We start from the raw sequence: 26,595 nt of genomic DNA on the forward strand, positions 1-26,595 counted from the left end.
CCCCGCAGCCTGTCAGACGGCCGGGACGCAGCGGCCCTCTTCGGTGCGGTACTGCCACTTGGCGCCGTCCGCGACGAGCTCCTTGACCGCGCGGACGAAGCGCTCCACGTGCTCGTCGGGGGTGCCGGCGCCGAAGCTGACGCGGATCGCGTTCAGGGACCGCTCCCCCGGGGCGGCCTCCGGGGCTCCGCACTCGCCCTGGGCCTGCGGCTCGCTGCCGAGCAGGGTGCGGACCAGCGGGTGGGCGCAGAACAGGCCGTCGCGGACGCCGATGCCGTACTCGGCGGAGAGTGCGGCCGCGAAGTGCGAGCTGTTCCAGCCGTCCACCACGAAGGAGATGACGCCGACGCGCGGGGCGTCGTCGCCGAAGAGGGACAGGACGCGGACCGCCGGGACCTCGGCGAGGCCTTCGCGGACCTTGGTGATGAGGCGCTGCTCACGGGCGACGAGGTTCTCGAAGCCGGCCTCGTTCAGCGCCTTGCAGGCGGAGGCGATCGAGTAGACGCCGATGACGTTCGGGGAGCCGGCCTCGTGGCGGGCCGCGGTGGTGTGCCACTCGACGTCCACGCCGCCGTCCTCGCGACGGGCCACCTTGCGGGAGGCCCCACCGCCGGCGAGGTACGGGTCCGCCTCCTGGAGCCAGTCCGCGCGGCCGGCGAGCACGCCCGAGCCGAAGGGCGCGTAGAGCTTGTGGCCGGAGAAGGCGACCCAGTCCACGTCGAGGTCCTGGACCGAGACGGGGTGGTGCGGGGCGAGCTGGGCGGCGTCCAGGACGATCCGGGCGCCGTGGGCGTGCGCGGCGGCGGCGAGTTCCTTGACGGGCCACAGCTCGCCGGTGACGTTGGAGGCTCCGGTCACGCAGACCAGGGCCGGGCCGTACGGGTCGCGGTCGGCCAGGGCCCGCTCCAGGGTGGCGACGGCCTCGTCCGGGGTGCGGGGGGCGTTGAGGTAGGTGACCTGCGCGTTCGTCCAGGGGAGCAGCGAGGCGTGGTGCTCGGTCTCGAAGACGAAGACCTGGCAGTCGGCCGGGAGGACGGCGGCGAGCAGGTTGAGGGAGTCGGTGGTGGACCGGGTGAAGACCACCTGGTCGGAGGGGCGGCAGTCGAGGAACTCGGCGACCGTGAACCGGCTCTGCTCGAACAGGTCGGTGGAGAGCTGCGAGAGGTACCCGGCCCCGCGGTGGACGCTGCCGTAGTACGGGGCGTACGCGGCCACGTCGTCCCAGACCCGCTGCAGCGCGGGGGCGCTGGCCGCGTAGTCGAGAGCGGCGTAGGTGACCTCGCCACCGGTGACGAGCGGCACGGTGACCTCGCGGCCGAGGACGGCCAGCGGCTCGGCACAGGCGGGGTCCACGGCGGCGGAAGCGGTGGCGGTGGCGGTGGCGTTCAGGGTTGCGGACATGGCGGTATCTCCCGGCAGGCAGGTCTGAATGGCTTCGGTGTGCCCGTACGCGGATATGGCGCTGCGGCCGTTCGGGGTACGGGAGTGCCTCGGGCTCCGGGCCGGCGTACGCGGATGTGCGGGTACGCGGAAGTGGCCCTGTCCGAGGGGTGAAGAAGGGGCGGACTCGCCCTATCGCATTCGCTTGCTCACGGAAACGCTCCTCGAGAGACCAGGACCCCTGGTGTTCGAGGGATCCGCGCTTGCCGTAGACCTCACTGCCTACGACCTGGTCATCACCCGGGGCACCCCGCCACGGAAGGAGGGTTGCCGGACAGCAAGCCGGGGCCTAAACGCTGTCACTCGTGACCTGATGAGCATCCTGCCACATGGCCTTCCGAACGCACGACCCCGGTCCACATGGCGGACCGGGGTCGTGGCTTGATCTTGGCCGGATCCCGTCGGAAGGGCTCGGCTCAGGCTCCCCTACGCGTTGCTCGCCGCCACCCAGCGGGCCAGCGCCTCGCGGGCCGCGCCCGAGTCCACCGACTCCGCCGCCCGTGCGACACCGGCGGCGAGCTGCTCCTCCAGGGTGCCCGCACCCGGGTCCAGGGCCACCAGGGCGGCCGCCGAATTCAGGAGCACGGCATCGCGGACCGGGCCGGTCTCGCCGGCCAGCAGGCGCCGGGCCACGTCCGCGTTGTACGAGGCGTCCGCGCCTCCCAGCGCGGAGACGTCCACCAGCGGGATGCCGATGTCGCGCGGGTCGAAGCCCTGCTCGCGGACCTCTCCGTCGCGGACCCACCAGACCCGGGAGGTCGCCGTGGTGGTGAGCTCGTCGAGCCCGTCGTCACCGCGGAAGACCAGCGCCGAGGAGCCCCGCTCCGCCAGGACGCCCGCGACGATCGGGGCCACCCGCGCGTCGGCCACACCGGTGGCCTGCGCCCGGACCCGCGCCGGGTTGGTCAGCGGGCCGAGGAAGTTGAAGGTGGTGCGGATGCCGAGCTCCCGGCGGGCTGCCGCCACATGCCGCAGCGCGGGGTGGAACTTGACCGCGAAGCAGAAGGTGATCCCGGCTTCCTCGGCGACCTCCACGACCCGTGCGGGGGTGAGGTCGAGGTTGACGCCCAGCTTCTCCAGGACGTCCGAGGAGCCGCTCGCGGAGGAGGCGGCCCGGTTGCCGTGCTTGACCACCTTGGCGCCCGTACCGGCCACCACGATCGCCGACATCGTGGAGATGTTCACCGTCTTGGCCCCGTCGCCGCCGGTGCCGACGATGTCCACCGTCCGGCCCGGCACCTCGATCAGGTTGGCGTGTTCGTACATGGCGCGGACCAGGCCGTTGATCTCGGCCACGGTCTCCCCCTTGGCCCGCAGCGCGACGGCGAAGCCGGCGATCTGGGCGTCGGTGGCCTCCCCCCGCATGATCCGGTCCATGGCCCAGGCCGTGTCGTCGGCGCCGAGGTCCCGGCCGGACAGCAGTGCGTCCAGAACGCCCGGCCAACCGCGGGCCGCCACGCTGTCGCCACCTGCCGGGGTCACGAGGGTCATGGTCCGCTCCTGCTGCTCGTCGAGGATTCCACGTCGAAAGGGGAAGGGTCCCAGCCTATCCAGCCCCGGGGACGGCAAAGAGCCCCGTCCAGACGCTGGACGGGGCTCTCGCCGTGGCGACACCAGGACTGACCGAAATCAGTCCCTCAAGCTGTCAAGCCGGAGATCAGTGGTGGCCGTGGCCGCTCTGGATCTCCTTGTACTCCTCGACCGTGGGCTTGGGGATCTGGTTGTTCTCCCCGTAGTAGCCCTTGCTCAGCTTGGCGCGGACCTTCTCCAGCGGCTTCACCTTGCGCTCGACACCGTTCTCGTCGACCGTCGGGCCGATCTCGACCGGCTCGTACTGGTCGTACGAGGTGAGCGCGTGCAGCTTGCCCTGCGAGAGCGGCTCGTGGACCTCGACGAACTCACCGTGCGGCAGGCGCTTGATGATGCCGGTCTCGCGACCGTGCAGCACCTTGTCCCGGTCCCGGCGCTGGAGGCCGAGGCAGATCCGCTTGGTGATGATGAACGCGATGACCGGACCGACGAAGAACCCGATGCGGGCGAACCAGGTGATCGAGTTGATCGACAGGTGGAAGTACTGCGCGAACATGTCGTTTCCACCGGCGATCAGCAGGATGACGTACCACGTCAGCCATGCCACACCGAAGCCCGTGCGCGTCGGGGCGTTGCGCGGGCGGTCCAGGATGTGGTGCTCGCGCTTGTCCCCGGTGACCCAGGACTCGATGAACGGGTAGACCGCGATGGTGGCCAGGACCAGCGGGAAGATCGTGAACGGAATGAACACGCCCAGGGCCAGGGTGTGGCCCCAGAGGTTGATCTCCCAGCCGGGCATCGCACGGATCAGGCCCTCGGAGAAGCCCATGTACCAGTCGGGCTGCGCACCGGTGGACACGTGGTCCGGGCGGTACGGGCCGAGCGCCCAGATCGGGTTGATCGAGGCGATGCCCGCGATCAGCGCGATGACGCCGAAGACCAGGAAGAAGAAGCCTCCGGCCTTGGCCATGTAGACCGGGAGCAGCGGCATGCCGACGACGTTCTTCTCCGTCTTGCCGGGGCCCGCGAACTGGGTGTGCTTGTGGTAGAAGACCAGGATCAGGTGGGCCACCAGCAGGCCCATCATGATGCCGGGCAGCAGCAGGATGTGCACCGAGTAGAGCCGGCCCACGAAGTCGCCGCCGGGGAACTCCCCGCCGAAGAAGAAGAACGACAGGTACGTGCCCACGATCGGCACGGACAGCATCGCGCCTTCCATGAAGCGGACACCGGTGCCCGAGAGCAGGTCGTCCGGCAGGGAGTAACCGGTGAAACCGGTGAACATGCCGAGGACCAGCAGCAGGAAGCCGAAGACCCAGTTGACCTCACGCGGCTTGCGGAACGCGCCGGTGAAGAACACGCGCATCATGTGCACGAGCATCGCCGAGATGAAGATCAGCGCCGACCAGTGGTGGATCTGCCGGATGAGCAGACCGCCGCGGACGTCGAAGCTGATTTCCAGGGTGGACTTGAAGGCCTCCGACATCGCGACACCCTGCATGGGGATGTACGAACCGTCGTAGTGCACTTCGTTCATGCTCGGGTGGAAGAACAGCGTCAGGTACACACCCGTGAGGATGAGGATGATGAAGCTGTAGAGGCAGATCTCGCCCAGCATGAAGGACCAGTGGTCCGGGAAGATCTTGCGCATGTTGGCCTTGGCGAGGCTGTAGATGCCCAGCCGGCCGTCGGCCCAGTCGGCTACGCGCTCGCCGGCCGGAGCCTTGCGCTCTTTGGTTTGAGTGGCAGTGCTCATCCGCGCTCCCAGAAAGAGGGACCGACGGGCTCTTCGAAGTCGCCGAGCGCCTCGAGGAAGCCTTCGTCATTGACGCCGATCCGCAGCTGCGGGAGCGCGTGACCAGCCGGGCCGAAGATGACTCGGGCGCCGTCGGAGAGGTCGAAGGTGGACTGGTGGCACGGGCAGAGCACGTGGTGCGACTGCTGCTCGTACAGGCTGATCGGGCAGCCGACGTGGGTGCAGATCTTGGAGTAGGCGACGATCCCGTCGTGGGACCACTCCAGCTCCTTCTTGTCCTTGATGTTCTCCGGCTGGATGCGGACGATCATCAGGGCGGCCTTGGCGATCTGCGTCTGGAAGTCGTGCGCGTCCTCCTCCAGGCCTTCCGGCATGGCGAAGGTCAGCGAACCGACCACGATGTCCTCGGGACGAAGCGGCTCCATCGTGTTCTGGTTGATGAGCATCTTGCCCTTCGCCCAGATGGTCTTGCGCAGCTTGTCCTCGGGCAGCGGGCCCAGGTCGCGCAGGATCACGACGGCGGAGAGCGGCAGCAGGGCCAGCGCACCGAACATCGTGTTGCGGATGAGCGGGCGGCGGCCGATGGCCGACTCGCGCGCGCCGTCCGCGAAGTCCTGCAGGACCTGCGCCTTGACCTCCGGCGGGGCCGCGATCTCGTGGCGCTCGGCGGCGACCTCCACGTCGGACATCAGGGTGCGGGCCCAGTGGACCGCACCCGCGCCGATGGAGAAGAGGGCCACGCCGAGGCTCACGCCGAGGGCGAAGTTGAGAGCGCTCACCTTCCCGATGGGGAAGATGTAGACGATCTTATCGACCGGCAGGATCACGTACGAGGCGATGAAGGCGATCGTCGCCAGCATCGACAGCGTGAACAGCATGGCCACCGTGCGCTCGGAGCGCTTCGCGGCCCGCTCGTCGATGTCCTGGATCCGCGGCCGGTGGACCGGCAGGCCGGGGTCGGCGAACGGGTCGCTGTCCGGCACTGACACGTCACCGTGGTGCGCGTCGCCCTGCTCGCTCGGCAGGTGCTTCTCTTCGGGAATGTCTTGGCTACTCATGACTTCTTGGCCTTAGCGGTGTGGGCCGCGACCCAGACGGCGACAGCGATCAGCGCACCCAGTCCGAAGATCCAGCCGAAGAGACCCTCGGAGACGGGGCCGAGGCCACCGAGCTTGAGGCCACCGGGGTTGGTCGACTTCTCGCCGTTGACGTGCTGGAGGTACGCGATGATGTCCTTCTTCTGCTTCTCCGGCATGGTGCTGTCGGGGAAGGAGGGCATGTTCTGCGGGCCGGTGAGCATGGCCTCGTAGATGTACTTCGGATCGACGCCCTCGAGGTTCGGGGCGTACTTGCCGTTCGTCAGTGCGCCGCCCTCGCCCGTGAAGTTGTGGCACTGCGCGCAGTTGTTGCGGAACAGTTCGCCACCCTTCGCGATGTCGGCACCCGCCGGGTCGTACTGCTTCTCGGTCGGCCTGATCGGGCCGGCTCCGAGGGAAGCGATGTACGCGGCGAGCTGGTCGGTCTGCGCCTGGGTGTAGATGACCGGCTTCTTCGGCACCTGGGCGCCGGGCTGCTGGGCGGGCATACGGCCCGTCATGACCTGGAAGTCGACGGCAGCGGAGCCGACGCCAACCAGGCTGGGGCCGTCAGAGGAACCCTGACCGCCGGTCCCGTGGCAGCTTGCGCAGCCGACGGCGTAGAGCTTCTGGCCCTCCTCGATGGCGAGGGACTGGACGGTTTCGTCGGCCTTCGCATTGCCCGCGGGCGCGAAGGCGCTGTACAGCCCCCCGGTAACCGCCAGCGCGAAGAGTAGAACGACGACCGCCGCCAGCGGATGGCGTCGTCGTGCGGAGAGCTTTTTCACGGATTACCCCGGTGTCAGGATCTTCTGCGTCGGTGTGTCTGGATGGAGTGCCGGGTCGGGCCCGGCGACGTGTTCGCTACTTGATCAGGTAGATCGTTGCGAAGAGGCCGATCCAGACGACATCGACGAAGTGCCAGTAGTAGGACACGACGATGGCCGACGTGGCCTGTTCGTGGGTGAACCTCTTGGCCGCGTACGTCCGGCCGAGGACCAGCAGGAAGGCGATGAGACCGCCCGTCACGTGCAGACCGTGGAAGCCGGTGGTCAGGTAGAAGACCGAGCCGTACGGACCGGACGAGAGGCTCATGCCCTCGTGCTTGACCAGCTCGGTGTACTCGAACACCTGGCCGCCAATGAAGATCGCACCCATGACGAACGTGATGATGAACCACGTCCTGAGCTTCTTCACGTCACCGCGCTCGGCGGCGAATACGCCGAGCTGGCAGGTGAGCGAGGAAAGCACCAGGATCGTCGTGTTCGTCGCCGAGAAGGGCAGATTCAAGGCCGAAGCCTGTTCTGTCCAGTACTCGGCGCCTGTCACGGATCGCAGGGTGAAGTACATCGCGAAGAGGGCCGCGAAGAACATCAGCTCGGAACTCAACCAGATGATGGTTCCCACGCTGACGAGGTTCGGCCTGTTGACCGTCGGGTGCGCGTGCCCGGTATCTACTGTCGTTGCTGTCGCCACGACCGACATTATGTCGGTCCCTTATCCCGCCCTCACCCCGGGGGGTGCCGTTCGGAGTGTCAGGGGCGTGTGCAAGGCCCGAACGGCCCATCAGATCGCCCTGCCGACGCCCGTGGGCCGTCCCTCGGGCAAGGCTGTACGAACCGATGTTGACACCGGGTCGGACGGAGTAGCATCCCGCGCAACATCAACGTGATTCACGGGACACGTGGAGGAACGAAATGCGGGCGACTGCGCGGGTTCTGGTCTACAGCGACGACGCGGGCACCCGGGAGCAGGTGCGGCTGGCGGCCGGTCGCAGGCCGGCCGCAGACCTGCCGCCGGTGGAGTTCCTGGAGTGCGCCACGCTGCCGGCCGTCCTGAAGGAGCTGGACGCGGGCGGCATCGACGTGTGCGTGCTGGACGGCGAGGCGGTTCCGGCCGGGGGGATGGGGGTGTGCCGGCAGATCAAGGACGAGATCTTCCAGTGCCCGCCCGTCCTGCTCCTGATGGGCCGTCCGCAGGACGCCTGGCTGGCCACCTGGAGCCGCGCGGACGCCGCGGTCACCCTTCCGGTTGATCCGGTGGACTTCGCGCAGGCCCTGGCGGGTCTGCTGCGCGCACGGCTCTCTCCGGCGGCCTGACGCGGCCTGCGGGGCCTGCGGGGCCTGCGGGGCCTGCGGGGCCTGTGCGCCCCGCAGGGGCCCGCACAGGCCTGTACCGGCGCATACCGGGGCACGGGCACCCGTACGGTCCGTACGGGTGCCCGTGCCCCGGCTGCGGCCTCTCCCGGCGCTCCTGGCCCGGTGGTTACACCTGCGGGCGCAGGCGGGCCTGGTCGACGGGGCTGCGGCCCTCCTGGGTGCCCTTGAGGAGGGCGCTGCCCTCGCGCCAGTCCTTCCAGTCCATGTTCCAGTCGCCGTAGCCGTTGCCGAAGGTGTCCATGTCGTCGCCGATGCTGTTGATGACGCGGACGATGTCGCCTTCGGTGATGTTCTCGTAGAACCAGGCGGCGTTGCCCGTGCTCATGCCGGTGCAGCCGTGGCTGACGTTCTCGTAGCCCTGGGAGCCGACGGACCACGGCGCGGCGTGGACGTATTCACCGCTCCAGGTGACGCGCGTCGCGTAGTAGACGGGCAGGTTGTAGTACTCGCTGCCGCCGATGCCCACGGTGTCCCCGCGCATCTGGACGTAGTACTGCTTGCCGAGGACCACCTTGACGCCGTTGCGGGTGGAGAAGCCCGGCTTTCCGGTGGTCACCGGGATGGAATTGATCACTTCTCCGTTGCGCTTGAAGGTGAGCCAGTGCGAGGAGGCGTCCGTGGTGACCTCGACGCGGTCGCCGATCTCCAGCTTCAGCGGCTTGGAGGCGGCGCCGTGCAGGTCGTCGGAGATCTTGATGCCCTCCAGGTTGCTCCGTACGGAGACCGTGGTGTTGGCGGGCCAGTACTCCTTGGGCCGGTAGTGGAGCTTCTTGTCGTCCACCCAGTGCCAGGCGCCCACGGCCTCCGGCGGGGCGTCGACGATCAGGCCCCGCTCGATGACGGCGCGGGCGGCCTTGTCCTTCACGGGCTCGTTGAGTTCGGCCGTGAGGGGCTGTCCGACGCCGTACTTGCCCTCGTCCGGGCCGAATTCGACCTTGAGGACCTTCTTGGCCGGGGTGGTGTCGAAGGTGAGCGTGCGCTGCCCGGGGGCGCCCCGCTCGTCCTCGGTGCTCACGAGGACGGTGTAGCGGACACCTGCGGCCATCGGGACGGTGCTGTGCCAGCGGTCGCCGGAGGCGGACAACTCGCCCGCCAGGCGGCGTCCGTGGGTGTCCACGGCGCTCACGTCGGTGATCCGGCCGTCCCCGCTCTTGGCGGTGACTTCCAGGGGCCGGTCCGGGTCGACCGGGCGACTGCCGGTGGACTGGTTGAGGGCGACTTGGTCGCCCGCGTCGTAGGGGCGGGCGGACAGCGGGTTGTCGTCGCCCGACCCGCATGCGGTGGCGCCGGCCCCGAGGGACGCGACCAGCAGGGAGCAGCCGATAACGGTCCAAAGACGCGGTGACTGGTTCATGGAGCCAACGCTATGAAGATATGACAATTACGGCGCGCGGGGTGACTGCAAACGAGGGGCCCGGACTCCTCCATTGGAGGTGTCCGGGCCCCTGGTCTCACGTTGCGACCGCTCCGGGGAGCGGCTGCGGGGGTGCGGCTACTGGTTCTGGTTCTCGCCGCGGTAGTACTCGTACACCCAGCCCCACAGACCCACGAGGATCAGCGGCGCGGAGAAGTACATCAGCCACCAGCCGAAGATGACGCCCATGAAGGCGAAGGCGCCACCGATGGCCAGCGAGAGCGGCTGCCAGCTGTGCGGGGAGAAGAACCCCAGCTCGCCCGCCTCGTCGGCGACGTCGGCCTCCAGGTTGTCCTGGGCCATCTCGTCCACACGCGCGGCCGTGAAGGCCAGGTAGTAGCCGATCATGGCGCTCAGGCCGAAGGCCAGTGCGAGCGCGGTGGTGCCGACCGGCTCCTTCGACCACACGCCGTACACGACGGTCATGATCAGGATGAAGGCGGCGAGCCACAGGAACATCCTGCCCTGGATCTTCACTTGCCGGCCTCCTTGCCACCAGCGACGGCCTTGGCGGCCACGGAGTGGTCCTCAAGGTGGTCGAGGGCCGCGATCTCGGGGTGGTGCAGATCGAATGCCGGGGATTCGGACCGGATCCTCGGCAGGGTGAGGAAGTTGTGCCGCGGCGGCGGGCAAGACGTCGCCCATTCGAGCGAACGGCCGTAGCCCCACGGGTCGTCGACCTCGACCTTCTTGCCGTACTTCGCCGTCTTCCAGACGTTGTACATGAAGGGGAGCATCGACAGGCCCAGCAGGAACGAACTGATCGTCGAGATCGTGTTCAGCAGCGTGAAGCCGTCCGCCGCGAGGTAGTCCGCGTAACGACGCGGCATGCCCTCGGCGCCCAGCCAGTGCTGCACCAGGAAGGTGCCGTGGAAGCCCACGAACAGCGTCCAGAAGGTGATCTTGCCGAGGCGCTCGTCCAGCATCTTGCCCGTGAACTTCGGCCACCAGAAGTGGAACCCGGAGAACATCGCGAAGACCACGGTGCCGAAGATGACGTAGTGGAAGTGCGCGACGACGAAGTACGAGTCGGAGACGTGGAAGTCCATCGGGGGCGAAGCCAGGATGACGCCGGTCAGGCCACCGAAGGTGAAGGTGACCAGGAAGCCGACGGCCCAGAGCATCGGGGTCTCGAAGGAAAGCGAGCCCTTCCACATCGTGCCGATCCAGTTGAAGAACTTCACACCGGTCGGAACCGCGATGAGGAACGTCATGAAGGAGAAGAACGGCAGCAGCACACCGCCGGTGACGTACATGTGGTGGGCCCACACGGTCACCGAAAGGCCGGCGATGGAAATCGTCGCGGCGATCAGACCGATGTAACCGAACATCGGCTTGCGCGAGAAGACCGGGATGACTTCGGAAATGATTCCGAAGAACGGCAGCGCGATGATGTACACCTCTGGGTGTCCGAAGAACCAGAAGAGGTGTTGCCACAGTAGGGCGCCGCCGTTTGCCGCGTCGAAGACGTGCGCACCGAACTTCCGGTCGGCCTCCAGCGCGAAGAGCGCGGCGGCCAGCACCGGGAAGGCGAGCAGGACCAGGACACCGGTCAGCAGCACGTTCCAGGTGAAGATCGGCATGCGGAACATCGTCATGCCGGGAGCGCGCATGCAGATGATCGTGGTGATGAAGTTGACCGAACCGAGGATCGTGCCGAAGCCCGAGAAGGCCAGACCCATGATCCACATGTCGGCGCCGATGCCCGGCGAGCGGACGGCGTCCGACAGCGGGGAGTAGGCGAACCAGCCGAAGTCGGCGGCACCCGAGGGGGTGACGAAGCCGGCCACCGCGATGGTCGAGCCGAAGAGGTACAGCCAGTACGCGAACATGTTCAGCCGCGGGAACGCCACGTCGGGCGCGCCGATCTGCAGCGGCATGATCCAGTTCGCGAAGCCCGCGAACAGCGGGGTGGCGAACATCAGCAGCATGATCGTGCCATGCATGGTGAACGCCTGGTTGAACTGCTCGTTCGACATGATCTGCGTGCCCGGACGGGCCAGCTCGGCGCGCATGAAGAGCGCCATGATCCCGCCGATGATGAAGAACACGAACGACGTGAGCAGGTACATCGTGCCGATGGTCTTGTGGTCGGTGGTGGTAAGCCACTTCACGACCACGCTGCCCGGCTGCTTGGTCCGGACCGGCGTCTCGTTCTCGTACGAGTCCGCCTCGGCACCCTGAGGCTGGTTGAGGATGCTCACAGTTTGTTCACCTCAGCATTGCGGGCCGGGTCGGTCTGCTGGATGCCGGCCGGGAGGAAGCCGGTCTGCCCCTTCTCCGCGAGCTCCTTCAGGTGCGCCTTGTACGCCTCCGGGGAGACGACCTTGACGTTGAAGAGCATTCGGGAGTGGTCGACACCGCAGAGCTCGGCACACTTGCCCATGAAGACGCCCTCTTCGGTCGGGGTGACCTCGAAGACGTTGGTGTGGCCCGGAATGACGTCCTGCTTGAACAGGAAGGGGACCACCCAGAAGGAGTGGATGACGTCGTTCGACGACAGGATGAAGCGGACCTTCTCACCCTTCGGCAGCCAGAGCGTCGGGCCGGGGTTGCCGGTCTCCGCGTTCCGGTCGCTCGGGACGCCCTTGGTGTAGACGCCTTCGGCGCCTGCCGGGAAGTCCTTGGTGTAGCGGTCCGGGATGGCGGAGAGTTCCTTGGGAACCTCGTCCGCCTTCGGGGTCGCCGCGTCGCCGTCGACGTCCTCGACGTAGTTGAAGCCCCAGCTCCACTGGTAGCCGATCACGTTGATCGTGTGCGCCGGCTTGGCGGAGAGGGAGAGCAGCTTCGACTCGTCGCGCGCGGTGAAGTAGAAGAGCACCGAGACGATGATGAGCGGGACCACGGTGTACAGGGCCTCGATGGGCATGTTGTACCGGGTCTGCGGGGGAACCTCGACCTTGGTCCGGCTGCGCCGGTGGAAGATGACGCTCCACATGATCAGGCCCCACACGAGGATGCCGGTGATCAGAGCGGCCGCCCAGGACCCCTGCCACAGGGAGAGGATGCGAGGCGCCTCTTCAGTGACCGGGGTGGGCAATCCGAGGCGGGGGAAGTCTTTCCATGTATACGAGCAACCAGTGGCGGTCGCCAGGACCACGCCCGCAGTCAGCGCCTGCAGCAGCTTCCGCCGCATCGGGCGCCGCGGCGAGCGGTCGGAGCCGTAGGGACTCACGTAGCGCCTTCCCGAGAGTCTCGGCCCGCGCGGCCGGCCGCGGCCGCATTCGGGTCGGTCGCCGGCCCTGACGCAGGCAGGGGTTTGGATGTTTATGCGGACCAAACCCTACTGGACGCTATTTGGGGTCGCGCGGGGAGGGTGCCCAACGCGCCGTTACTGACCCCGAAGGGATGGATCCGCCGTACGGGGGACGGCCCAATCGACCCCGAATGGCAGCATCCTGCCCCCTTCTGACGACCCCTGACCTCGTCCGATCGCCACGCCGGCGCGGCGGCCGGTTAGCGTGACCGGATGCCGTACTTCGACACCGCGTCCGCCGCCCCGCTGCACCCCGTGGCCCGGCAGGCGCTCCAGGCCTCCCTTGACGAAGGCTGGGCCGATCCGGCCCGGCTGTACCGCGAAGGGCGCCGGGCCCGGCTGCTGCTGGACGCGGCGCGGGAGGCGGCGGCGGAGGCGGTGGGCTGCCGCCCCGACGAGCTCGTATTCACTCCTTCGGGGACGCATGCGGTCCACTCGGGCATGGCCGGGGTCCTGGCGGGGCGTCGGCGCGTCGGCGGGCATCTGGTCGTATCAGCGGTGGAACACAGCTCCGTACTGCACGCGGCGGAACTCCACGCGGCGGGCGGCGGGCGGGTCGAGGAGGTCCCGGTGGACCGGTTCGGCCGGGTCTCGGCCTCCTCGTACGGGGAACTCGTGGGCCCCGCCACCGCGCTGGCCTGCCTCCAGTCGGCCAACCACGAGGTCGGCACCGTCCAGCCGGTGGCGGAGGTCGCCGAGGCGTGCGCCGCCGCCGGGGTCCCGTTGCTGGTGGACGCCGCGCAGTCGCTGGGCTGGGGTCCGGTCCCCGGCGGCTGGTCCGTGCTGTGCGCGAGCGCCCACAAATGGGGCGGGCCGGCCGGGGTCGGCCTGCTGGCGGTCCGTAAGGGCGTGCGCTTCGCACCCCAAGGCCCCGCCGACGAAAGGGAGTCGGGGCGCTCCCCCGGTTTCGTCAACCTCCCCGCGGTCGTCGCCGCGGCGGCCTCCCTGCGGGCGGTGCGCGCCGAGGCGGACGCGGAGGCGGCCCGGCTGCGGATCCTGGTGGACCGGCTGCGGCGGCGGGTGGCCCGGCTGGTGCCGGACGTGGAGGTGGTGGGCCATCCGGACCTGCGGCTCCCGCACCTGGTCACCTTCTCCTGCCTGTACGTGGACGGCGAGACCCTGCTCCACGGGCTGGACCGGGCGGGCTACTCCGTGTCCTCCGGCTCCTCGTGCACCAGCTCGACGCTGACGCCGTCCCATGTCCTGCGGGCCATGGGGGTGCTGTCGGAGGGGAACGTACGGGTCTCCCTGCCGGCCGGTACGACGGCGGCGGAGGTCAACAGCTTCCTGGAGGTCCTGCCGGGGCTGGTGGCGGGGGTCCGCGAGCAACTCGGCGTGGTGGAACCGGTGATGGCCGCCGATCCGGAGGCGGAGTCCCTGGAGCTGGACACCCTCGGGCTGCGGTGTCCGCAGCCGGTGATCGAGCTGGGGCGGGCGATCGGGCGGGTGCCGGTGGGGGGGACGGTGACCGTCCTGTCGGACGACGAGGTGGCGCGGTTGGACATTCCGGCGTGGTGCGCGATGCGGGGGCAGACCTACGTGGGCGAGGCCCCGCGTCCCCTTGGTACTGCGTACACGGTCCGCCGGGCGGTCTGACCCGGGTCGCGGCGGCCTGCGGGTGGGGCGGCCCTGCGGGGGCTGTCCCCTACCCGCCCTTCCACCGTTCCCCGGGGCTGCGCCCCGGACCCCCTGGGGCTCCGCCCCAGACCCCGGTCAGCGCCCGGGGAACGGGCGAAGGGCGGGTAGGGGACAGCCCCCGCAGGGCCGAGTCCCCCCGCACTCGCCCACCGGGCCCCGCGAGGGGCTACGCCGGGAGGTGGGACTGGACTTGCGTCGCCGCCTCGTCACCGTAGGCCTTCGTGAAGCGCTCCATGAAGTGGGCCCGGCCCAGGGTGTACTCCTGGGTGCCGAGGGTCTCGATGACGAGCGTGGCCAGCATGCAGCCGACCTGCGCGGCCCGCTCCAAGCCGACGCCCCAGCCGAGCCCCGTCAGGAAGCCCGCGCGGAACGCGTCGCCGACGCCCGTCGGGTCGACCTTCGCGGTCTCCTCCGGGCAGCCGACCACGATCGGGTCGTGGCCGACCCGGTCGATGCGGACGCCGTTCGAGCCGAGCGTGGTGACCCGGGTGCCGACCTTCGCCAGGATCTCCGCGTCGCTCCAGCCGGACTTCGCCTCGATGAGGCCCTTCTCGTACTCGTTCGAGAAGAGGTACGTCGCGCCCTCCATCAGGGTGCGGATGTTGTCGCCGTCCATCCGGGCGATCTGCTGCGAGAAGTCCGCCGCGAAGGGGATCCCCCGCGTCCGGCACTCCTCCGTGTGGCGCAGCATCGCCTCGGGGTCGTCCGCGCCGATCAGGACGAGGTCCAGGCCGCCGACCCGGTCCGCGACCGACTTCAGTTCGATCAGGCGGGCCTCGCTCATCGCGCCCGTGTAGAAGGAGCCGATCTGGTTGTGGTCGGCGTCCGTCGTGCAGACGAAGCGCGCGGTGTGCAGGACCTCGGAGATCCGTACGGACTGGGTGTCGACGCCGTGCCGGTCGAGCCAGGCGCGGTACTCGTCGAAGTCGGAGCCGGCCGCGCCGACGAGGATCGGCCGGGCGCCGAGCTGCCCCATGCCGAAGCAGATGTTCGGGCCGACGCCGCCGCGCCGCACGTCGAGGTTGTCGACGAGGAAGGAGAGAGAGACCGTGTGCAGCTGGTCCGCGACCAACTGGTCGGCGAAGCGGCCGGGGAAGGTCATGAGGTGGTCGGTGGCGATGGAGCCGGTGACTGCGATACGCACGGCGTGGACGCTCCTGCGAGGGAAGGCAAGGGGACATTCAAAACTACCCGCTCGGCGGGCCGAGGCCGACCTGCCGAAACTACCCCGTAGTAGCTCTTTCTTCACCCGCGGTCGCGTGCCTACCGTGCCCCATGACCTACACCGATGGCTTCGGGCACGTCCGGCTCTCCGAGAACGCGGCGGGCACCGCCTTCGAACAGCTGCTGGGCGACTGCGCCCGGATGGCCCCCCACTGGCAGGTTCCCGCCGATCCGCGGCCGGACCGGGTGGCGCCCTCCCAGATCAGCGGGATCCGCGTCCCGGCGGCCTCGGCCCGCCTGATCGCCGCCACGGCGGTCTACGGCTACTAGCCGGGGAACCGGATCCGCGTCTGTTCCGTCACACCCGCATCACCCCATGCGGGACTGGCAAAGGAGCGATGCGGTGACCAGCGAACACCCCGATGGACTGGAAGCACCCGACGGAGCCGGGACACCCGAGGTGCCCGCCACCCCCGGTGCGTCACGTGTCACACGACGGCGGCCGGTCTGGGTCGTAGGTTCGATCGCGGCCGCCGTCCTGCTCACCGGCGGCGGCACCGCGTACCTGGCGTCGACCGCTCACGGCGAGGGGCGTACGGGCGACAGCGCGGCCTCCGCACCCCGCGCGGCGGCGGCCACTCCGCCCGGGCCCGGCATCGCCCCCGGCGAGCCCGACCCCTCCGGCGGCGGGGTCACGTACACCGCCGACGTCCCCCTCCCGGACGGCCCCGCCACCGCGCCGGCCTTCGCGGCGAGCGGTGAGGTGACCTCCGCGGAGGTGGCACGGCTCGCCACGGCGCTCGGGATCTCCGGCGCGCCCCGGCTGGTCGGGGAGACCTGGCAGGCCGGGGAGGCGGCGGACGGCTCCGGGCCCCGGCTCACGGTGAACCTCAAGGCGCCCGGGACCTGGAACTTCTCCCGCTTCCAGGTCGGCGGCACCGGGGACGACTGCGTGCGCGGCAAGGACACCTGCGGCCCGGCCACGCTCCCCCAGGACCTGGGTCAGGAGCACGGCGGCACCGGCGGGACGCCCGTCTCGGAGGAGGCCGCCAAGGCCGCCTCGGCGCCCGTGCTGGCGGCCGTGGGGCAGGGCGCGGCCGCGCTCGACGCCCGGATCGCCCAGGGCTCCGTACGCCTGGTGACGGCCGACCCGGTGATCGATGGCCTGCGCACGCAGGGCTGGTCCACCCGGGTCGGTGTCGGTGCGGACTCCCAGGTGGTGTCGGGCAGCGGCGAGCTGAAGGCGCCCGCGCGGGCCGCCGAGCAGCCGGTGATCGGCGCCGTCGACGCGCTGGCCCGCCTCAACGACAAGTCCCGGGGCTCCGGCGCCAAGGATCCCGGTCCGAGCGGCTGCGCCACGAGCGTGCCGCTGACTCCGGACACCCCGGACGGTGCCACGGACACGCTGCCGTGCAACCCGGAGCCCCGCCCGATGAAGCCGACGCGGACGGAGTCGGTGAAGGGTGCCGAGCTCGGGCTGGTCCCGGGCACGGTCGACGGGGCCCGCGGCCTGGTGCCGGCCTGGCTGTTCGAGGTGGCCGGCAAGGGCGGCGCCCCGGGCCACACGGTGGCCCAGCCGGCGGCCCTGACCGGGGAGACTCCCCCGGTGGACCTGCCCACCCCGGTCGACCCGCCCGCGAAGGGGCAGGCCGTGCCCGGGTTCTCGTACGCCTCGGCCGACCGGACGCTGACCGTGAACTTCTGGGGCGGGGTGTGCAGCACCTACGCCCTGGAGGTCCGGGAGCAGCCGGAGTCGGTGATGGTGAAGATCACGGACACCCCGAACAAGCCGGGGCAGGTCTGCATCCTGATCGCGAAGGAGATGACCGTGACGGGCACGCTCCAGCAGCCGCTGGGCGACCGCAAGGTGATCGACGCGACCAACGGCAAGGCCGTCCCCCGCCAGTAGGCGCCAGGACGCGCGAGAGGGGCCCGCCCGCGGATGTCCGCGGGCGGGCCCCTCTCGTCTGCTCTGCGAGCTCAGCCGGGCCGTGAGGCCCCGCGGGGCCTAGTTGAACGAGTCGCCGCAGGCGCAGGAGCCCGTGGCGTTCGGGTTGTCGATCGTGAAGCCCTGCTTCTCGATGGTGTCGACGAAGTCGATCGACGCACCGTGCAGGTACGGGGAGCTCATCCGGTCGGTGACGACCTTCACACCGTCGAAGTCCTTCACGACGTCGCCGTCGAGGGAGCGCTCGTCGAAGAAGAGCTGGTAGCGCAGGCCCGAGCAGCCACCGGGCTGGACGGCGACGCGCAGCGCCAGGTCGTCACGGCCTTCCTGCTCCAGCAGGGTCCTGACCTTCTCGGCGGCGGCGTCGGACAGGAGGATGCCGTCGCTCACGGTGGTCTTTTCGTCCTGTACGGACATCTGCATTCACTCCCGAAGTGGGCGGCTCCCCGCCGGGAGCGGGGAAACGTCGGACTCTTGCCGTCGGTGGCAACGAGCGGGACCGCGGATTCATTCCGGGACCCGACGCGTGTTTCAGAAATTCCATGCTCGCACACCACCGCGCGGTGGTGGGTCCCGGCGAGGCACCCGCGACGGGCGGGCGAATGCGTCACATCGACACTATCGGCATCGTCAAAGTGACGTGAAGCAGTTATGATAGATAGCGTCAAATAGACGAGAAGTCGAAGCGATGGCTTCAGAGTGGCTTCAGAAGTCCCTTGTCGCAGAACAGAAAGGGTGCGTGTCGTGACCACCGCCCAGCCTTTGGACAACCAGCCTTTGGACGTCCAGCCGACGCCCCTTGCCTTGCTGCTGCTCGGCCGCGAAGCCGACCCCAAGAGCGAGCGCGGGGTGGAGTGCCCCGGCGACCTGCCCTCGCCGTCGGACCCGGACCTCGTGGCGCGCGCCCGTGCCGCCAAGGAGAAGCTCGGGGACAAGGTCTTCATCCTCGGCCACCACTACCAGCGTGACGAGGTCATCGAGTTCGCCGACGTCACCGGTGACTCCTTCAAGCTCGCCAAGGACGCGGCCGCCAAGCCGGAGGCCGAGTACATCGTCTTCTGCGGCGTCCACTTCATGGCCGAGTCCGCGGACATCCTCACCTCGGACGACCAGAAGGTCGTCCTGCCGGACCTGGCCGCGGGCTGCTCGATGGCCGACATGGCCACCGCCGAGCAGGTCGCGGAGTGCTGGGACGTGCTGACCGACGCCGGCATCGCCGGTGAGACGGTCCCCGTCTCGTACATGAACTCCTCCGCCGACATCAAGGCCTTCACCGGCAAGCACGGCGGCACGATCTGCACCTCGTCCAACGCCAAGAAGGCCCTGGAGTGGGCGTTCGAGCAGGGCGAGAAGATCCTCTTCCTCCCGGACCAGCACCTGGGCCGCAACACCGCCGTCCGCGACATGGGCATGTCCCTGGACGACTGCGTGCTCTACAACCCGCACAAGCCGAACGGCGGCCTGACCGTCGAGCAGCTGCGGAACGCCAAGATGATCCTGTGGCGCGGGCACTGCTCGGTGCACGGCCGGTTCTCGGTCGACTCGGTCAACGACGTGCGCGCCCGCATCCCCGGCGTGAACGTCCTGGTCCACCCGGAGTGCAAGCACGAGGTCGTGGCGGCCGCGGACTACGTCGGCTCCACCGAGTACATCATCAAGGCGCTGGAGGCGGCCCCGGCCGGCTCCAAGTGGGCCATCGGCACCGAGCTGAACCTCGTCCAGCGTCTGGCGAACCGATTCGCCCCGGAGGGCAAGGAGGTCGTCTTCCTCGACAAGACGGTCTGCTTCTGCTCGACCATGAACCGCATCGACCTCCCCCACCTGGTGTGGACCCTGGAGTCCCTGGCCGAGGGCAACCTCGTCAACCAGATCCAGGTCGACAAGGAGACCGCGGACTTCGCCAAGCTCGCCCTGGAGCGGATGCTCGCGCTTCCGTAGCCGGTCCGGGAACCCCGGTGACGACGACCGAAGGGCCGCCCCTCCTGCGAGGGGCGGCCCTTCAGCGTGTACGGGTCTCCCGCGTCCGTCAGACCTTGACGGGGCTCTCGTCCTCCGCGGAGGCGGCCGGGGCCGGGACCACGGTCAGGCGGGCCCTCTTCTTCGCGCTGCGGCGCTCCTTGCGGAGCTCCAGCATCGTGTAGAGGGTCGGCACCAGGAGCAGGGTCAGCAGGGTGGAGCTGATCAGGCCGCCGATGACGACCACCGCGAGCGGCTGCGAGATGAAGCCGCCCTCTCCGGTGACGCCCAGCGCCATCGGGAGCAGCGCGAAGATCGTCGCCAGTGCCGTCATCAGGATCGGGCGCAGTCGGTGCCGGCCGCCCTCGACGACCGCCTCGACGATGCCGTAGCCCTGGGCCCGGTACTGGTTGACCAGGTCGATCAGGACGATCGCGTTGGTCACGACGATGCCGATGAGCATCAGCATGCCGATCAGCGCCGGGACGCCGAGCGGGGTGCCCGTGATCAGCAGCAGGCCGAGCGCGCCGGTCGCCGCGAAGGGGATCGAGACCAGCAGGATCAGCGGCTGGACCAGCGAGCGGAACGTCGCGACCAGCAGCATGAACACGATCGCGATGGCCGCGAGCATGGCCAGGCCCAGCTGGCCGAAGGCCTCGCTCTGGTCCTGTCCGACGCCGCCGATGGTGGCCGTGGCGCCCTCGGGCAGGTCCAGGGCTTTGATCTTCGTCTGCAGGGTGGAGCTGACGGCGCCGGTGTTGTCACCGACCGGCTTCGCGCTGATGGTCGCGGCGCGGGCGCCGTCGATCCGGGTCATCGCGACGGGGCCGGGGACCTCCTTGACCTCGGCGATGTCGCCGAGCTTCACGGGGCCGACGGGCAGCGCCCGCAGCTGGGCCAGGGTGGTGGCCGGCTGCGCGGACTTGATGACGATGTCCCGCTCGGTGTCGTCCAGTACGGCCTTGCCCGCCGGGTTGCCGCGTACGGCCTGGCCGACGATGGCGCCGAGCGCCGCCTGGTTCAGGCCGAACTCCGCAGCCTTGGGGGTGGCGGTGACCGAGATCCGGGGCACGGACTGGGACAGGTCGCTCTGGACGTCGGTGACGTCCTCGATCTTCGCCACCTCGGCGCGGACCTGCTCGGCGGCCTGGGCCAGGACGGCCCCGTCGCCGGCCTTGACGACCACGCTGAGGTTCTGGCTGCCGAAGCCGTCACCGGCCGCGATGGTGGTCTCGCCGATGCCGTCGAGCCCCTTCAGGGCGGTCTCGATGTGCTTCTTGGCGGCCTCGGTCTTGCCGGAGTCCTCCAGCGTGACCTGGTACGAGGCCTGGTTGGAGCCCGTACCGCCGCCGAAGGCGGCCATGAAGCCGGAGGAGCCGACGGTGACCTGGTAGTCCTTGACCCCGTCGGTCCCGTCCAGGACCTTCTCGACCTTGCGGCTCGCCTCGTCCGCGGCGGCCAGCGAGGTGCCGGGCGGCAACTGCTGCTTGATGCTGAGGACTTCCTGCTCGCCCTGGTCGAAGAAGTTCGTCTTGAGCAGCGGGGTCATGCCCAGCGTCGCGACGAGCACCACGACGGCGACGATCAGGGTGGCGACCCGGCGGCGGGTGACCAGGCCCAGCGCCCGTACGTAGAACTGCTGGAGCTTGCTGCGGGACTCCTTCTCCTCGGCCTCGCGGCGGGCCTTCTCGATGCTCGCGGCGTCCCCTTCGCTGACGCCCTTCGGCGCGCGCAGGAACCAGTACGAGAGCACCGGCACGACCGTCAGGGAGACGAGCAGCGAGGCCAGCAGGGCCGCGGTGACGGTGATGGAGAACGGGCCGAAGAACTGGCCGACCATGCCGCCGACGAAGGCGATCGGCAGGAAGACGGCGACGGTGGTGAGCGTGGAGGAGGTGACCGCGCCGGCCACCTCCTTGACCGCGGTGATGATCGCGTGCTGCCGCTCCTCGCCGTAGCCGAGGTGGCGCTTGATGTTCTCCAGGACCACGATCGAGTCGTCGACGACCCGGCCGATGGCGATGGTGAGCGCGCCCAGCGTCAGCATGTTGAGGGAGAGGTCCCGGGTCCACAGCACGATCAGCGCGAGCACGACCGACAGCGGGATGGAGACCGCGGTGACCAGCGTCGAGCGCAGCGAGCCGAGGAAGACCAGGATCACGACGACCGCGAAGACCAGGCCGAGCAGGCCCTCGGTGGTCAGGCCCGAGATGGACTTGGCGACGGCCGGGCCCTGGTCGCTGACCACGGCCAGGTCGGCGCCGGAGCCGAGGGTGGTGCGGAGCTCGGGCAGCTTGTCCTTGACCGCGTCCGAGATGGCGACGGCGCTGCCGTCCTTGTCCATGGTGAGGACCAGGGCCAGGCTGGGCTTGCCGTTGGTGCGGGTGAGGGAGTCCGCCTTGGCCGGCTCCTGCTTCACGCTCGCCACGTCGCCGAGGCGCACGGCGGGCTTGCCCGGTCCGGCGGTGAGGCGCAGGTCCTCCAGCTGGGCGAGCGAGGTGTAGCCCGAACCGACGCGCACGGTGCGGTTCTTGCCCGCCTCGTCGAAGGAGCCGGCGGGGACGGTGGCGCCGCCCGCCTGGAGGCCCTGGGCCAGGGCCGCGCCGTCGAGTCCGGCGGCGGCGAGCTTGGCGTCGTCGGGGGTGACGGTGACCTGGAGGTCCCGGACCCCGTCGACGGTGACCTGGCCGACGCCCGCGATGTCCTCCAGCGCGGGGACCACGGACGTGGTCAGCTGGTCGGCCAGCGCCTGCTGGTCCTTGTCGGAGGTGACGGCGAGGACCACGGTCGGGATGTCGTCGGTGGAACCGGCGATCACCTGCGGGTCGACCTCGGCGGGCAGCCGTACGCGGGCCCGGTTGACTGCCTGCTGGACGTCGGCGACGAGCTGCTTGGTGCCCTCGTCGCCGTAGTCGAAGGTCGCCATGATGAGGGCGTTGCCCTCGCTGGCGGTGGAGGTGATGCCGGTGATGCCGTCGACGCCCTTGAGCAGGGCCTCGATCGGTTCGACGACCTGCTTCTCCACCACGTCGGGCGAGGCGCCCTGGTACGGCGCGAGCACGGTCACCATCGGCAGGTCGATGGAGGGCAGCAGCTGCTGCTTGAGCTGCGGGATGGCAATGGCGCCGAAGAGCAGCGCGACGAGCGACACGAGGCCGATCAGCGCCCTCTGGGCGAGGCTGAAGCGGGACAGCCGGAACATGGCTATGGGGATCTCTCTGCAGGGACGCGGTGACGTCTACGAGGCATGACGGACGGCCGTGCCTTCGGGCACGCGCGGGGCCCCTCAGCCTCTCCCGCGCACGGGCACGCCGACGTCGCTCCCAGGTCCCGTCCTTATCCAGGGCATACCGCGTCCGCAGTAGGCGCGGACTACTCCGGACTGCTCAGAACCGCTCCGAACCACCGCGAACTAGTCGGCCCTGGGCCGCACAAGTCCCGATTCGTACGCGATGACCACCAATTGCGCCCGATCGCGGGCGCCGAGCTTGGACATGGCCCGGTTCACGTGGGTCTTGACGGTGAGCGGGCTGACTTCCAGCCGGCGGGCGATCTCGTCGTTGGACAGGCCCGCCGCCACGAGGACGAGGACCTCGCGCTCGCGTCCGGTCAGTGCCGCCAGGCGCTGCAGGTGGGCGGCGCCCGCGGCGGGGGTGTCCCCCTCGCCGCCGCCCTGCGCGAGGAAGGTGGCGATGAGCCCCTTCGTGGCGGCCGGGGAGAGCAGCGCGTCGCCGGCGGCCGCGACGCGGATGGCGTTGAGCAGCTCCTCGGGCTCGGCTCCCTTGCCGAGGAACCCGGAGGCGCCCGCCCGCAGGGAGGCCGCCACGTACTCGTCCACCTCGAAGGTCGTCAGCATCACCACGCGGACCCCGGCCAGTTCGGGGTCGGCGCTGATCAGCCGGGTGGCGGCGAGGCCGTCGGTGCCGGGCATCCGGATGTCCATGAGCACGACGTCGGGCCGCTCCGTGCGCGCCAGCTCGAAGGCCTGCGCCCCGTCGGAGGCCTCCCCGACGACACACATGTCGGCCTCGGAGTCGACGAGCACCTTGAACGCGCTGCGCAGCAGGGCCTGGTCGTCGGCGAGGAGCACCCGGATGGGCGTCGGGGCCTGGTTCGGGGTCTTTTCCACGCCCCGACCCTACGTCGTCCCGCGCGGCGGGGGCCCGGCGGGCGGGCGGGACCTGGCGGGTGGCCGGTGCCGGCCAAGACACCCCCTAGCCCAGGGCCAGTACGACCAGGGCCGCGGTCGCCGAGACCTCGGCCAGGGCTCCGAACACGTCACCGGTGACCCCGTCGAAGCGGCCTACGCAGCGGCGGAGCAGGGCTTCCGCGGCCAGCAGGGCGGCCAGGACCGCCGCCGCGTGCTGCGCGGCGGCCGGCAGGCCCAGCGGCAGCGCGGCGGCGGCGGACAGCACCAGCACGAGTCCGGCGACCGCGGCGGCGGCCTCGCGCGGGACGACTCCGGCGACCGCCGCGCCCAGCCCCTCGGGGCGGGCCGCGGGGACCCCGTCGCGGGAGGCCAGGGTCATGGCGAGCCGGGCGGTGACGGAGGCGACCACGGCGGCCAGGGCGCCCCGGATCCAGCTGTCGGCGTACACGTCGGCCAGGGCGGCGACCTGGACCAGCAGCGTGAACACCAGCACCACCACCCCGAAGGGCCCGATGTCGGACTGCTTCATGATGCGCAGCGCGGCGTCGGCCGGCTTGGCGCTGCCCAGCCCGTCCGCCGTGTCGGCGAGGCCGTCCAGGTGCAGGGCGCGGGTCAGGGCCGCCGGTACGGCGACGGTGACGGCGGCGGCGAGCAGCGGACCCCCGCCGCACAGCAGCAGGACCACGCCGGGCGCGGCCGCGAGGAGCCCCACGACGAGCCCGGCGAGCGGGGCGCAGGCCATGCCGGTGCGGGCGGCGGGGCGGTCCCAGCGGGTGATGCGGGTGGGCAGCACGGTGAGCGTGCCGAAGGCGAAGCGCACCCCGTCGAGCAGCGAGGCGCGCTCCGGGGGCGGGGTCGGGGACGGGCCGTCGTACGAATCTGTCATCGGCGCGAACGCTACCCGCTCGACGAGGCAGGTAGGTTACCCAATACACCCCAAATCGGGAGGTGGTGGCATGGGTCACTGGTGGTATCGCAACATCGTGGAGCCGGGGAAGCTCCCGCTGCTCCTCGCGCTGGTCTCCTTCGTCGTGTCCTTCCTGGTCACCCGCGTGATCACCCGCATGATCCGGGTCGGCCGGGGGCCCTTCAAGAACGTCACGCCGGGCGGGATGCACATCCACCACGTGGTCCCGGGCGTGATCCTCGTGATCATCGGCGGCTTCGGTGCGATCGGCAGCGCCCGGCACAGCTTCGGGGCGGGCCTGTCGGCCGTGATCTTCGGGCTGGGAGCGGGGCTGGTGCTGGACGAGTTCGCGCTGATCCTGCACCTGGACGACGTCTACTGGAGCGAGCAGGGACGCAAGAGCGTGGAGATCGTGGTCCTGACGGCGGCGATCGTGGCGCTGGTGCTGGGCGGCTTCCTGCCGTTCGGGGTCAACGACCTCACCGAGGACGAGCGGCACAACCGCGGGCTGGTCGCCATGAACACGGCGACCAACTTCTTCCTCGCCCTGATCGCCCTGTGGAAGGGCAAGGCGCGCACCGCCTTCTTCGGCACGGTCATCCCCTTCGTCGCGCTGATCGGCGCGATCCGGCTGGCCCGGCCCGATTCCCCGTACGCGAAGAAGTTCTACGCCAACCGCCCGAAGGCCCGCGCCAAGGCCGGGCTGCGCGCCTTCCACCACGACCGCCGGTGGGCCTCGCCGCGGCGCAAGTTCGAGAACTTCATCGGCGGGACGCCCGACCCGGAGCGGCGGGCCTCGAAGAAGGAGCCGCACTGACGTAGGAGAGGAGGGCCCGCCCCCGTGGGGCGTGCCCTCCTCTCTCTTCTACGTCCGTCCGTCCCCGGTCAGCCCGGGATCAGCCCGTCGTCCTTGAGCATCTCCCGTACCTCGTCCAGCGAGGCGTCGGGGCCGGGCAGGATCAGCTCGGACGGCTCCAGCGCCTCGTCGGGCAGTGGTGTGCCGAGCCGCCGTACGGCTTCGAGGAGCTGGCCCAGCGTGCGCCGGAAGCCCTCCTCGTCGCCGCTCTCCATCTCCGCGAGCAGTTCGTCGTCCAGCTTGTTGAGCTCGGTGAAGTGGCTGTCCGCCAGCTCCACCTGACCTTCCCCCATGACGCGGACAATCATGACGGGCCCCGTCCTACTGCTTGTCGAACCGGTGCTGGGTCTGCGACTGCTGGCCGGCGCCCGGGGCGCCGCCCTCGATGGACTGCTGCTGGGCGGAGGGGCCGCCCGCCAGCTCGGCCTTCATGCGCTGGAGCTCCAGCTCCACGTCGGTCCCGCCGGAGAGCCGGTCGAGCTCGGCCTGGATGTCGTCCTTGGAGCCGAGGCCGCTCTGGTCGTCGAGCGCGCCGGAGGCGAGCAGCTCGTCGATCGCGCCGGCGCGGGCCTGGAGCTGCGCCGTCTTGTCCTCGGCCCGCTGGATGGCGAGGCCGACGTCGCTCATCTCCTCGGAGATGCCGGAGAAGGACTCGGCGATCCGCGTCTGCGCCTGGGCGGCCGTGTACGTGGCCTTGATGGTCTCCTTCTTGGTGCGGAAGGCGTCCACCTTGGCCTGCAGCCGCTGCGCGGCCAGCGTCAGCTTCTCCTCCTCGCCCTGGAGGGTCTGGTGCTGCACCTCCAGGTCGCTGACCTGCTGCTGCAGCGAGGCGCGGCGGGACAGGGCCTCGCGGGCCAGGTCCTCGCGGCCCAGGGCCAGCGCCTTGCGGCCCTGGTCCTCCAGCTTGCTGGACTGGCCCTGGAGCTGGTTGAGCTGCAGCTCCAGCCGCTTGCGGGAGGTCGCCACGTCGGCGACGCCGCGGCGCACCTTCTGAAGCAGTTCGAGCTGCTTCTGGTACGAGTAGTCGAGGGTCTCGCGCGGGTCCTCGGCCCGGTCCAGGGCCTTGTTCGCCTTCGCGCGGAAGATCATCCCCATACGCTTCATGACACCGCTCATGGGCTTCGCGCGCCCCCTTCTAGACGGACTGTGCTCCAGGTCACCAACAAGACCCACAGTACGGGCCCTGTCTCTATTACCGCACTGTTCGAGCGGGGATGCGCTCCTCCTCCAGGACGACTGCTCGTCGGCCGTGTCAGGCGTAAGGAGTAGGTGCTCCCCCAGGTAGGACGCCCGCCGTTGCCGGATCGTTCCCCGCCGGGACGGGGCGCGTGCCCACAACCACGTA

23 protein-coding genes and 1 riboswitch are annotated in these 26,595 nt (G+C 70.0%); of the genes, 6 read left to right on the forward strand and 17 right to left on the reverse strand.

The features are described from left to right. Positions 1–12: 12 nt before the first annotated feature. The 6 genes from OG435_RS13930 to ctaE all read right to left on the reverse strand — a co-directional run bounded on the left by OG435_RS13930 (position 13) and on the right by ctaE (position 7,287). A complete protein-coding gene (locus OG435_RS13930) occupies positions 13–1,401 on the reverse strand; it encodes an aminotransferase class V-fold PLP-dependent enzyme (protein WP_266877139.1) in 1,389 nt (462 codons plus the stop codon). Between the two features lie 233 nt (positions 1,402–1,634). Continuing rightward, positions 1,635–1,751, reverse strand: a riboswitch (SAM riboswitch). Positions 1,752–1,866: 115 nt separating this feature from the next. Then, on the reverse strand, positions 1,867–2,931 hold the full coding sequence (gene trpD, locus OG435_RS13935; RefSeq protein ID WP_266877140.1) for an anthranilate phosphoribosyltransferase: 1,065 nt from the start codon (positions 2,929–2,931) through the stop codon (positions 1,867–1,869). Positions 2,932–3,097: 166 nt separating this feature from the next. After that, positions 3,098–4,726 (reverse strand): cytochrome bc1 complex cytochrome b subunit, encoded by a 1,629-nt coding sequence (qcrB, locus tag OG435_RS13940; protein ID WP_266877141.1) that lies wholly within the window; start codon positions 4,724–4,726, stop codon positions 3,098–3,100. Then, positions 4,723–5,784, reverse strand: coding sequence for a cytochrome bc1 complex Rieske iron-sulfur subunit (gene qcrA, locus OG435_RS13945; protein ID WP_266877142.1), 1,062 nt, complete (start codon positions 5,782–5,784; stop codon positions 4,723–4,725). The genes qcrB and qcrA overlap by 4 nt, the downstream gene beginning before the upstream one ends. Further along, positions 5,781–6,590 (reverse strand): cytochrome bc1 complex diheme cytochrome c subunit, encoded by an 810-nt coding sequence (gene qcrC, locus OG435_RS13950; RefSeq protein WP_266877143.1) that lies wholly within the window; start codon positions 6,588–6,590, stop codon positions 5,781–5,783. The genes qcrA and qcrC overlap by 4 nt, the downstream gene beginning before the upstream one ends. Positions 6,591–6,666: 76 nt before the next feature. After that, positions 6,667–7,287 (reverse strand): aa3-type cytochrome oxidase subunit III, encoded by a 621-nt coding sequence (ctaE, locus tag OG435_RS13955; protein WP_008738823.1) that lies wholly within the window; start codon positions 7,285–7,287, stop codon positions 6,667–6,669. Between the two features lie 212 nt (positions 7,288–7,499). On the opposite strand from ctaE, the gene OG435_RS13960 reads away from it, so the two are divergent. Next, positions 7,500–7,901 (forward strand): hypothetical protein, encoded by a 402-nt coding sequence (locus OG435_RS13960; RefSeq protein WP_250742508.1) that lies wholly within the window; start codon positions 7,500–7,502, stop codon positions 7,899–7,901. A 166-nt stretch (positions 7,902–8,067) separates the two neighbouring features. Here OG435_RS13960 and OG435_RS13965 read toward each other — a convergent pair whose 3' ends face one another. The 4 genes from OG435_RS13965 to ctaC form a co-directional block, all read right to left on the reverse strand. Next, a complete protein-coding gene (locus tag OG435_RS13965) occupies positions 8,068–9,315 on the reverse strand; it encodes a L,D-transpeptidase (protein WP_266877144.1) in 1,248 nt (415 codons plus the stop codon). 138 nt (positions 9,316–9,453) lie between these two features. Further along, positions 9,454–9,852, reverse strand: coding sequence for a cytochrome c oxidase subunit 4 (locus OG435_RS13970; RefSeq protein WP_266877145.1), 399 nt, complete (start codon positions 9,850–9,852; stop codon positions 9,454–9,456). Continuing rightward, positions 9,849–11,579, reverse strand: coding sequence for an aa3-type cytochrome oxidase subunit I (gene ctaD / locus OG435_RS13975; RefSeq protein ID WP_266877146.1), 1,731 nt, complete (start codon positions 11,577–11,579; stop codon positions 9,849–9,851). Before ctaD ends, OG435_RS13970 begins: the two co-directional genes overlap by 4 nt. Beyond that, a complete protein-coding gene (gene ctaC, locus OG435_RS13980) occupies positions 11,576–12,550 on the reverse strand; it encodes an aa3-type cytochrome oxidase subunit II (RefSeq protein WP_266877147.1) in 975 nt (324 codons plus the stop codon). The genes ctaD and ctaC overlap by 4 nt, the downstream gene beginning before the upstream one ends. Before the next feature lie 294 nt (positions 12,551–12,844). On the opposite strand from ctaC, the gene OG435_RS13985 reads away from it, so the two are divergent. Next, a complete protein-coding gene (locus OG435_RS13985) occupies positions 12,845–14,227 on the forward strand; it encodes a cysteine desulfurase/sulfurtransferase TusA family protein (protein ID WP_266877148.1) in 1,383 nt (460 codons plus the stop codon). A gap of 208 nt (positions 14,228–14,435) precedes the next feature. Here the strand turns inward: OG435_RS13985 and OG435_RS13990 are convergent, their stop codons facing one another. Continuing rightward, positions 14,436–15,413 (reverse strand): carbohydrate kinase family protein, encoded by a 978-nt coding sequence (locus tag OG435_RS13990; RefSeq protein WP_266877149.1) that lies wholly within the window; start codon positions 15,411–15,413, stop codon positions 14,436–14,438. Between the two features lie 131 nt (positions 15,414–15,544). Here OG435_RS13990 and OG435_RS13995 point away from each other — a divergent pair, with 131 nt between their 5' ends. After that, positions 15,545–15,763, forward strand: coding sequence for a hypothetical protein (locus tag OG435_RS13995; protein ID WP_266877150.1), 219 nt, complete (start codon positions 15,545–15,547; stop codon positions 15,761–15,763). A gap of 73 nt (positions 15,764–15,836) precedes the next feature. Further along, a complete protein-coding gene (locus OG435_RS14000; RefSeq protein WP_266877151.1) occupies positions 15,837–17,342 on the forward strand; it encodes a hypothetical protein in 1,506 nt (501 codons plus the stop codon). 99 nt (positions 17,343–17,441) lie between these two features. Here OG435_RS14000 and erpA read toward each other — a convergent pair whose 3' ends face one another. Further along, positions 17,442–17,798: an iron-sulfur cluster insertion protein ErpA gene (gene erpA / locus OG435_RS14005; RefSeq protein WP_243330017.1), complete on the reverse strand. Its 357-nt coding sequence runs from the start codon at positions 17,796–17,798 to the stop codon at positions 17,442–17,444. Between the two features lie 318 nt (positions 17,799–18,116). On the opposite strand from erpA, the gene nadA reads away from it, so the two are divergent. Continuing rightward, positions 18,117–19,319: a quinolinate synthase NadA gene (gene nadA / locus OG435_RS14010; protein WP_430625629.1), complete on the forward strand. Its 1,203-nt coding sequence runs from the start codon at positions 18,117–18,119 to the stop codon at positions 19,317–19,319. Between the two features lie 88 nt (positions 19,320–19,407). Here the strand turns inward: nadA and OG435_RS14015 are convergent, their stop codons facing one another. The 3 genes from OG435_RS14015 to OG435_RS14025 all read right to left on the reverse strand — a co-directional run bounded on the left by OG435_RS14015 (position 19,408) and on the right by OG435_RS14025 (position 24,373). Further along, on the reverse strand, positions 19,408–22,539 hold the full coding sequence (locus tag OG435_RS14015; RefSeq protein WP_266877153.1) for an efflux RND transporter permease subunit: 3,132 nt from the start codon (positions 22,537–22,539) through the stop codon (positions 19,408–19,410). 210 nt (positions 22,540–22,749) lie between these two features. Continuing rightward, on the reverse strand, positions 22,750–23,466 hold the full coding sequence (locus OG435_RS14020) for a response regulator (protein ID WP_266877154.1): 717 nt from the start codon (positions 23,464–23,466) through the stop codon (positions 22,750–22,752). A gap of 85 nt (positions 23,467–23,551) precedes the next feature. Then, positions 23,552–24,373: an adenosylcobinamide-GDP ribazoletransferase gene (locus OG435_RS14025; protein ID WP_266877155.1), complete on the reverse strand. Its 822-nt coding sequence runs from the start codon at positions 24,371–24,373 to the stop codon at positions 23,552–23,554. 70 nt (positions 24,374–24,443) lie between these two features. Here OG435_RS14025 and OG435_RS14030 point away from each other — a divergent pair, with 70 nt between their 5' ends. After that, positions 24,444–25,211: a hypothetical protein gene (locus OG435_RS14030; RefSeq protein ID WP_266877156.1), complete on the forward strand. Its 768-nt coding sequence runs from the start codon at positions 24,444–24,446 to the stop codon at positions 25,209–25,211. Positions 25,212–25,279: 68 nt separating this feature from the next. On the opposite strand, the gene pspAA is transcribed toward OG435_RS14030, so the two are convergent. Further along, on the reverse strand, positions 25,280–25,558 hold the full coding sequence (gene pspAA, locus OG435_RS14035; RefSeq protein ID WP_266877157.1) for a PspA-associated protein PspAA: 279 nt from the start codon (positions 25,556–25,558) through the stop codon (positions 25,280–25,282). 13 nt (positions 25,559–25,571) lie between these two features. After that, entirely contained in the window at positions 25,572–26,366 is a 795-nt protein-coding gene (locus tag OG435_RS14040; protein ID WP_266877158.1) for a PspA/IM30 family protein, read from the reverse strand. Between the last annotated feature and the right edge of the window lie 229 nt (positions 26,367–26,595).

Source organism: Streptomyces sp. NBC_01264 (genome assembly GCF_026340675.1).
GTDB lineage: Bacteria > Actinomycetota > Actinomycetes > Streptomycetales > Streptomycetaceae > Streptomyces.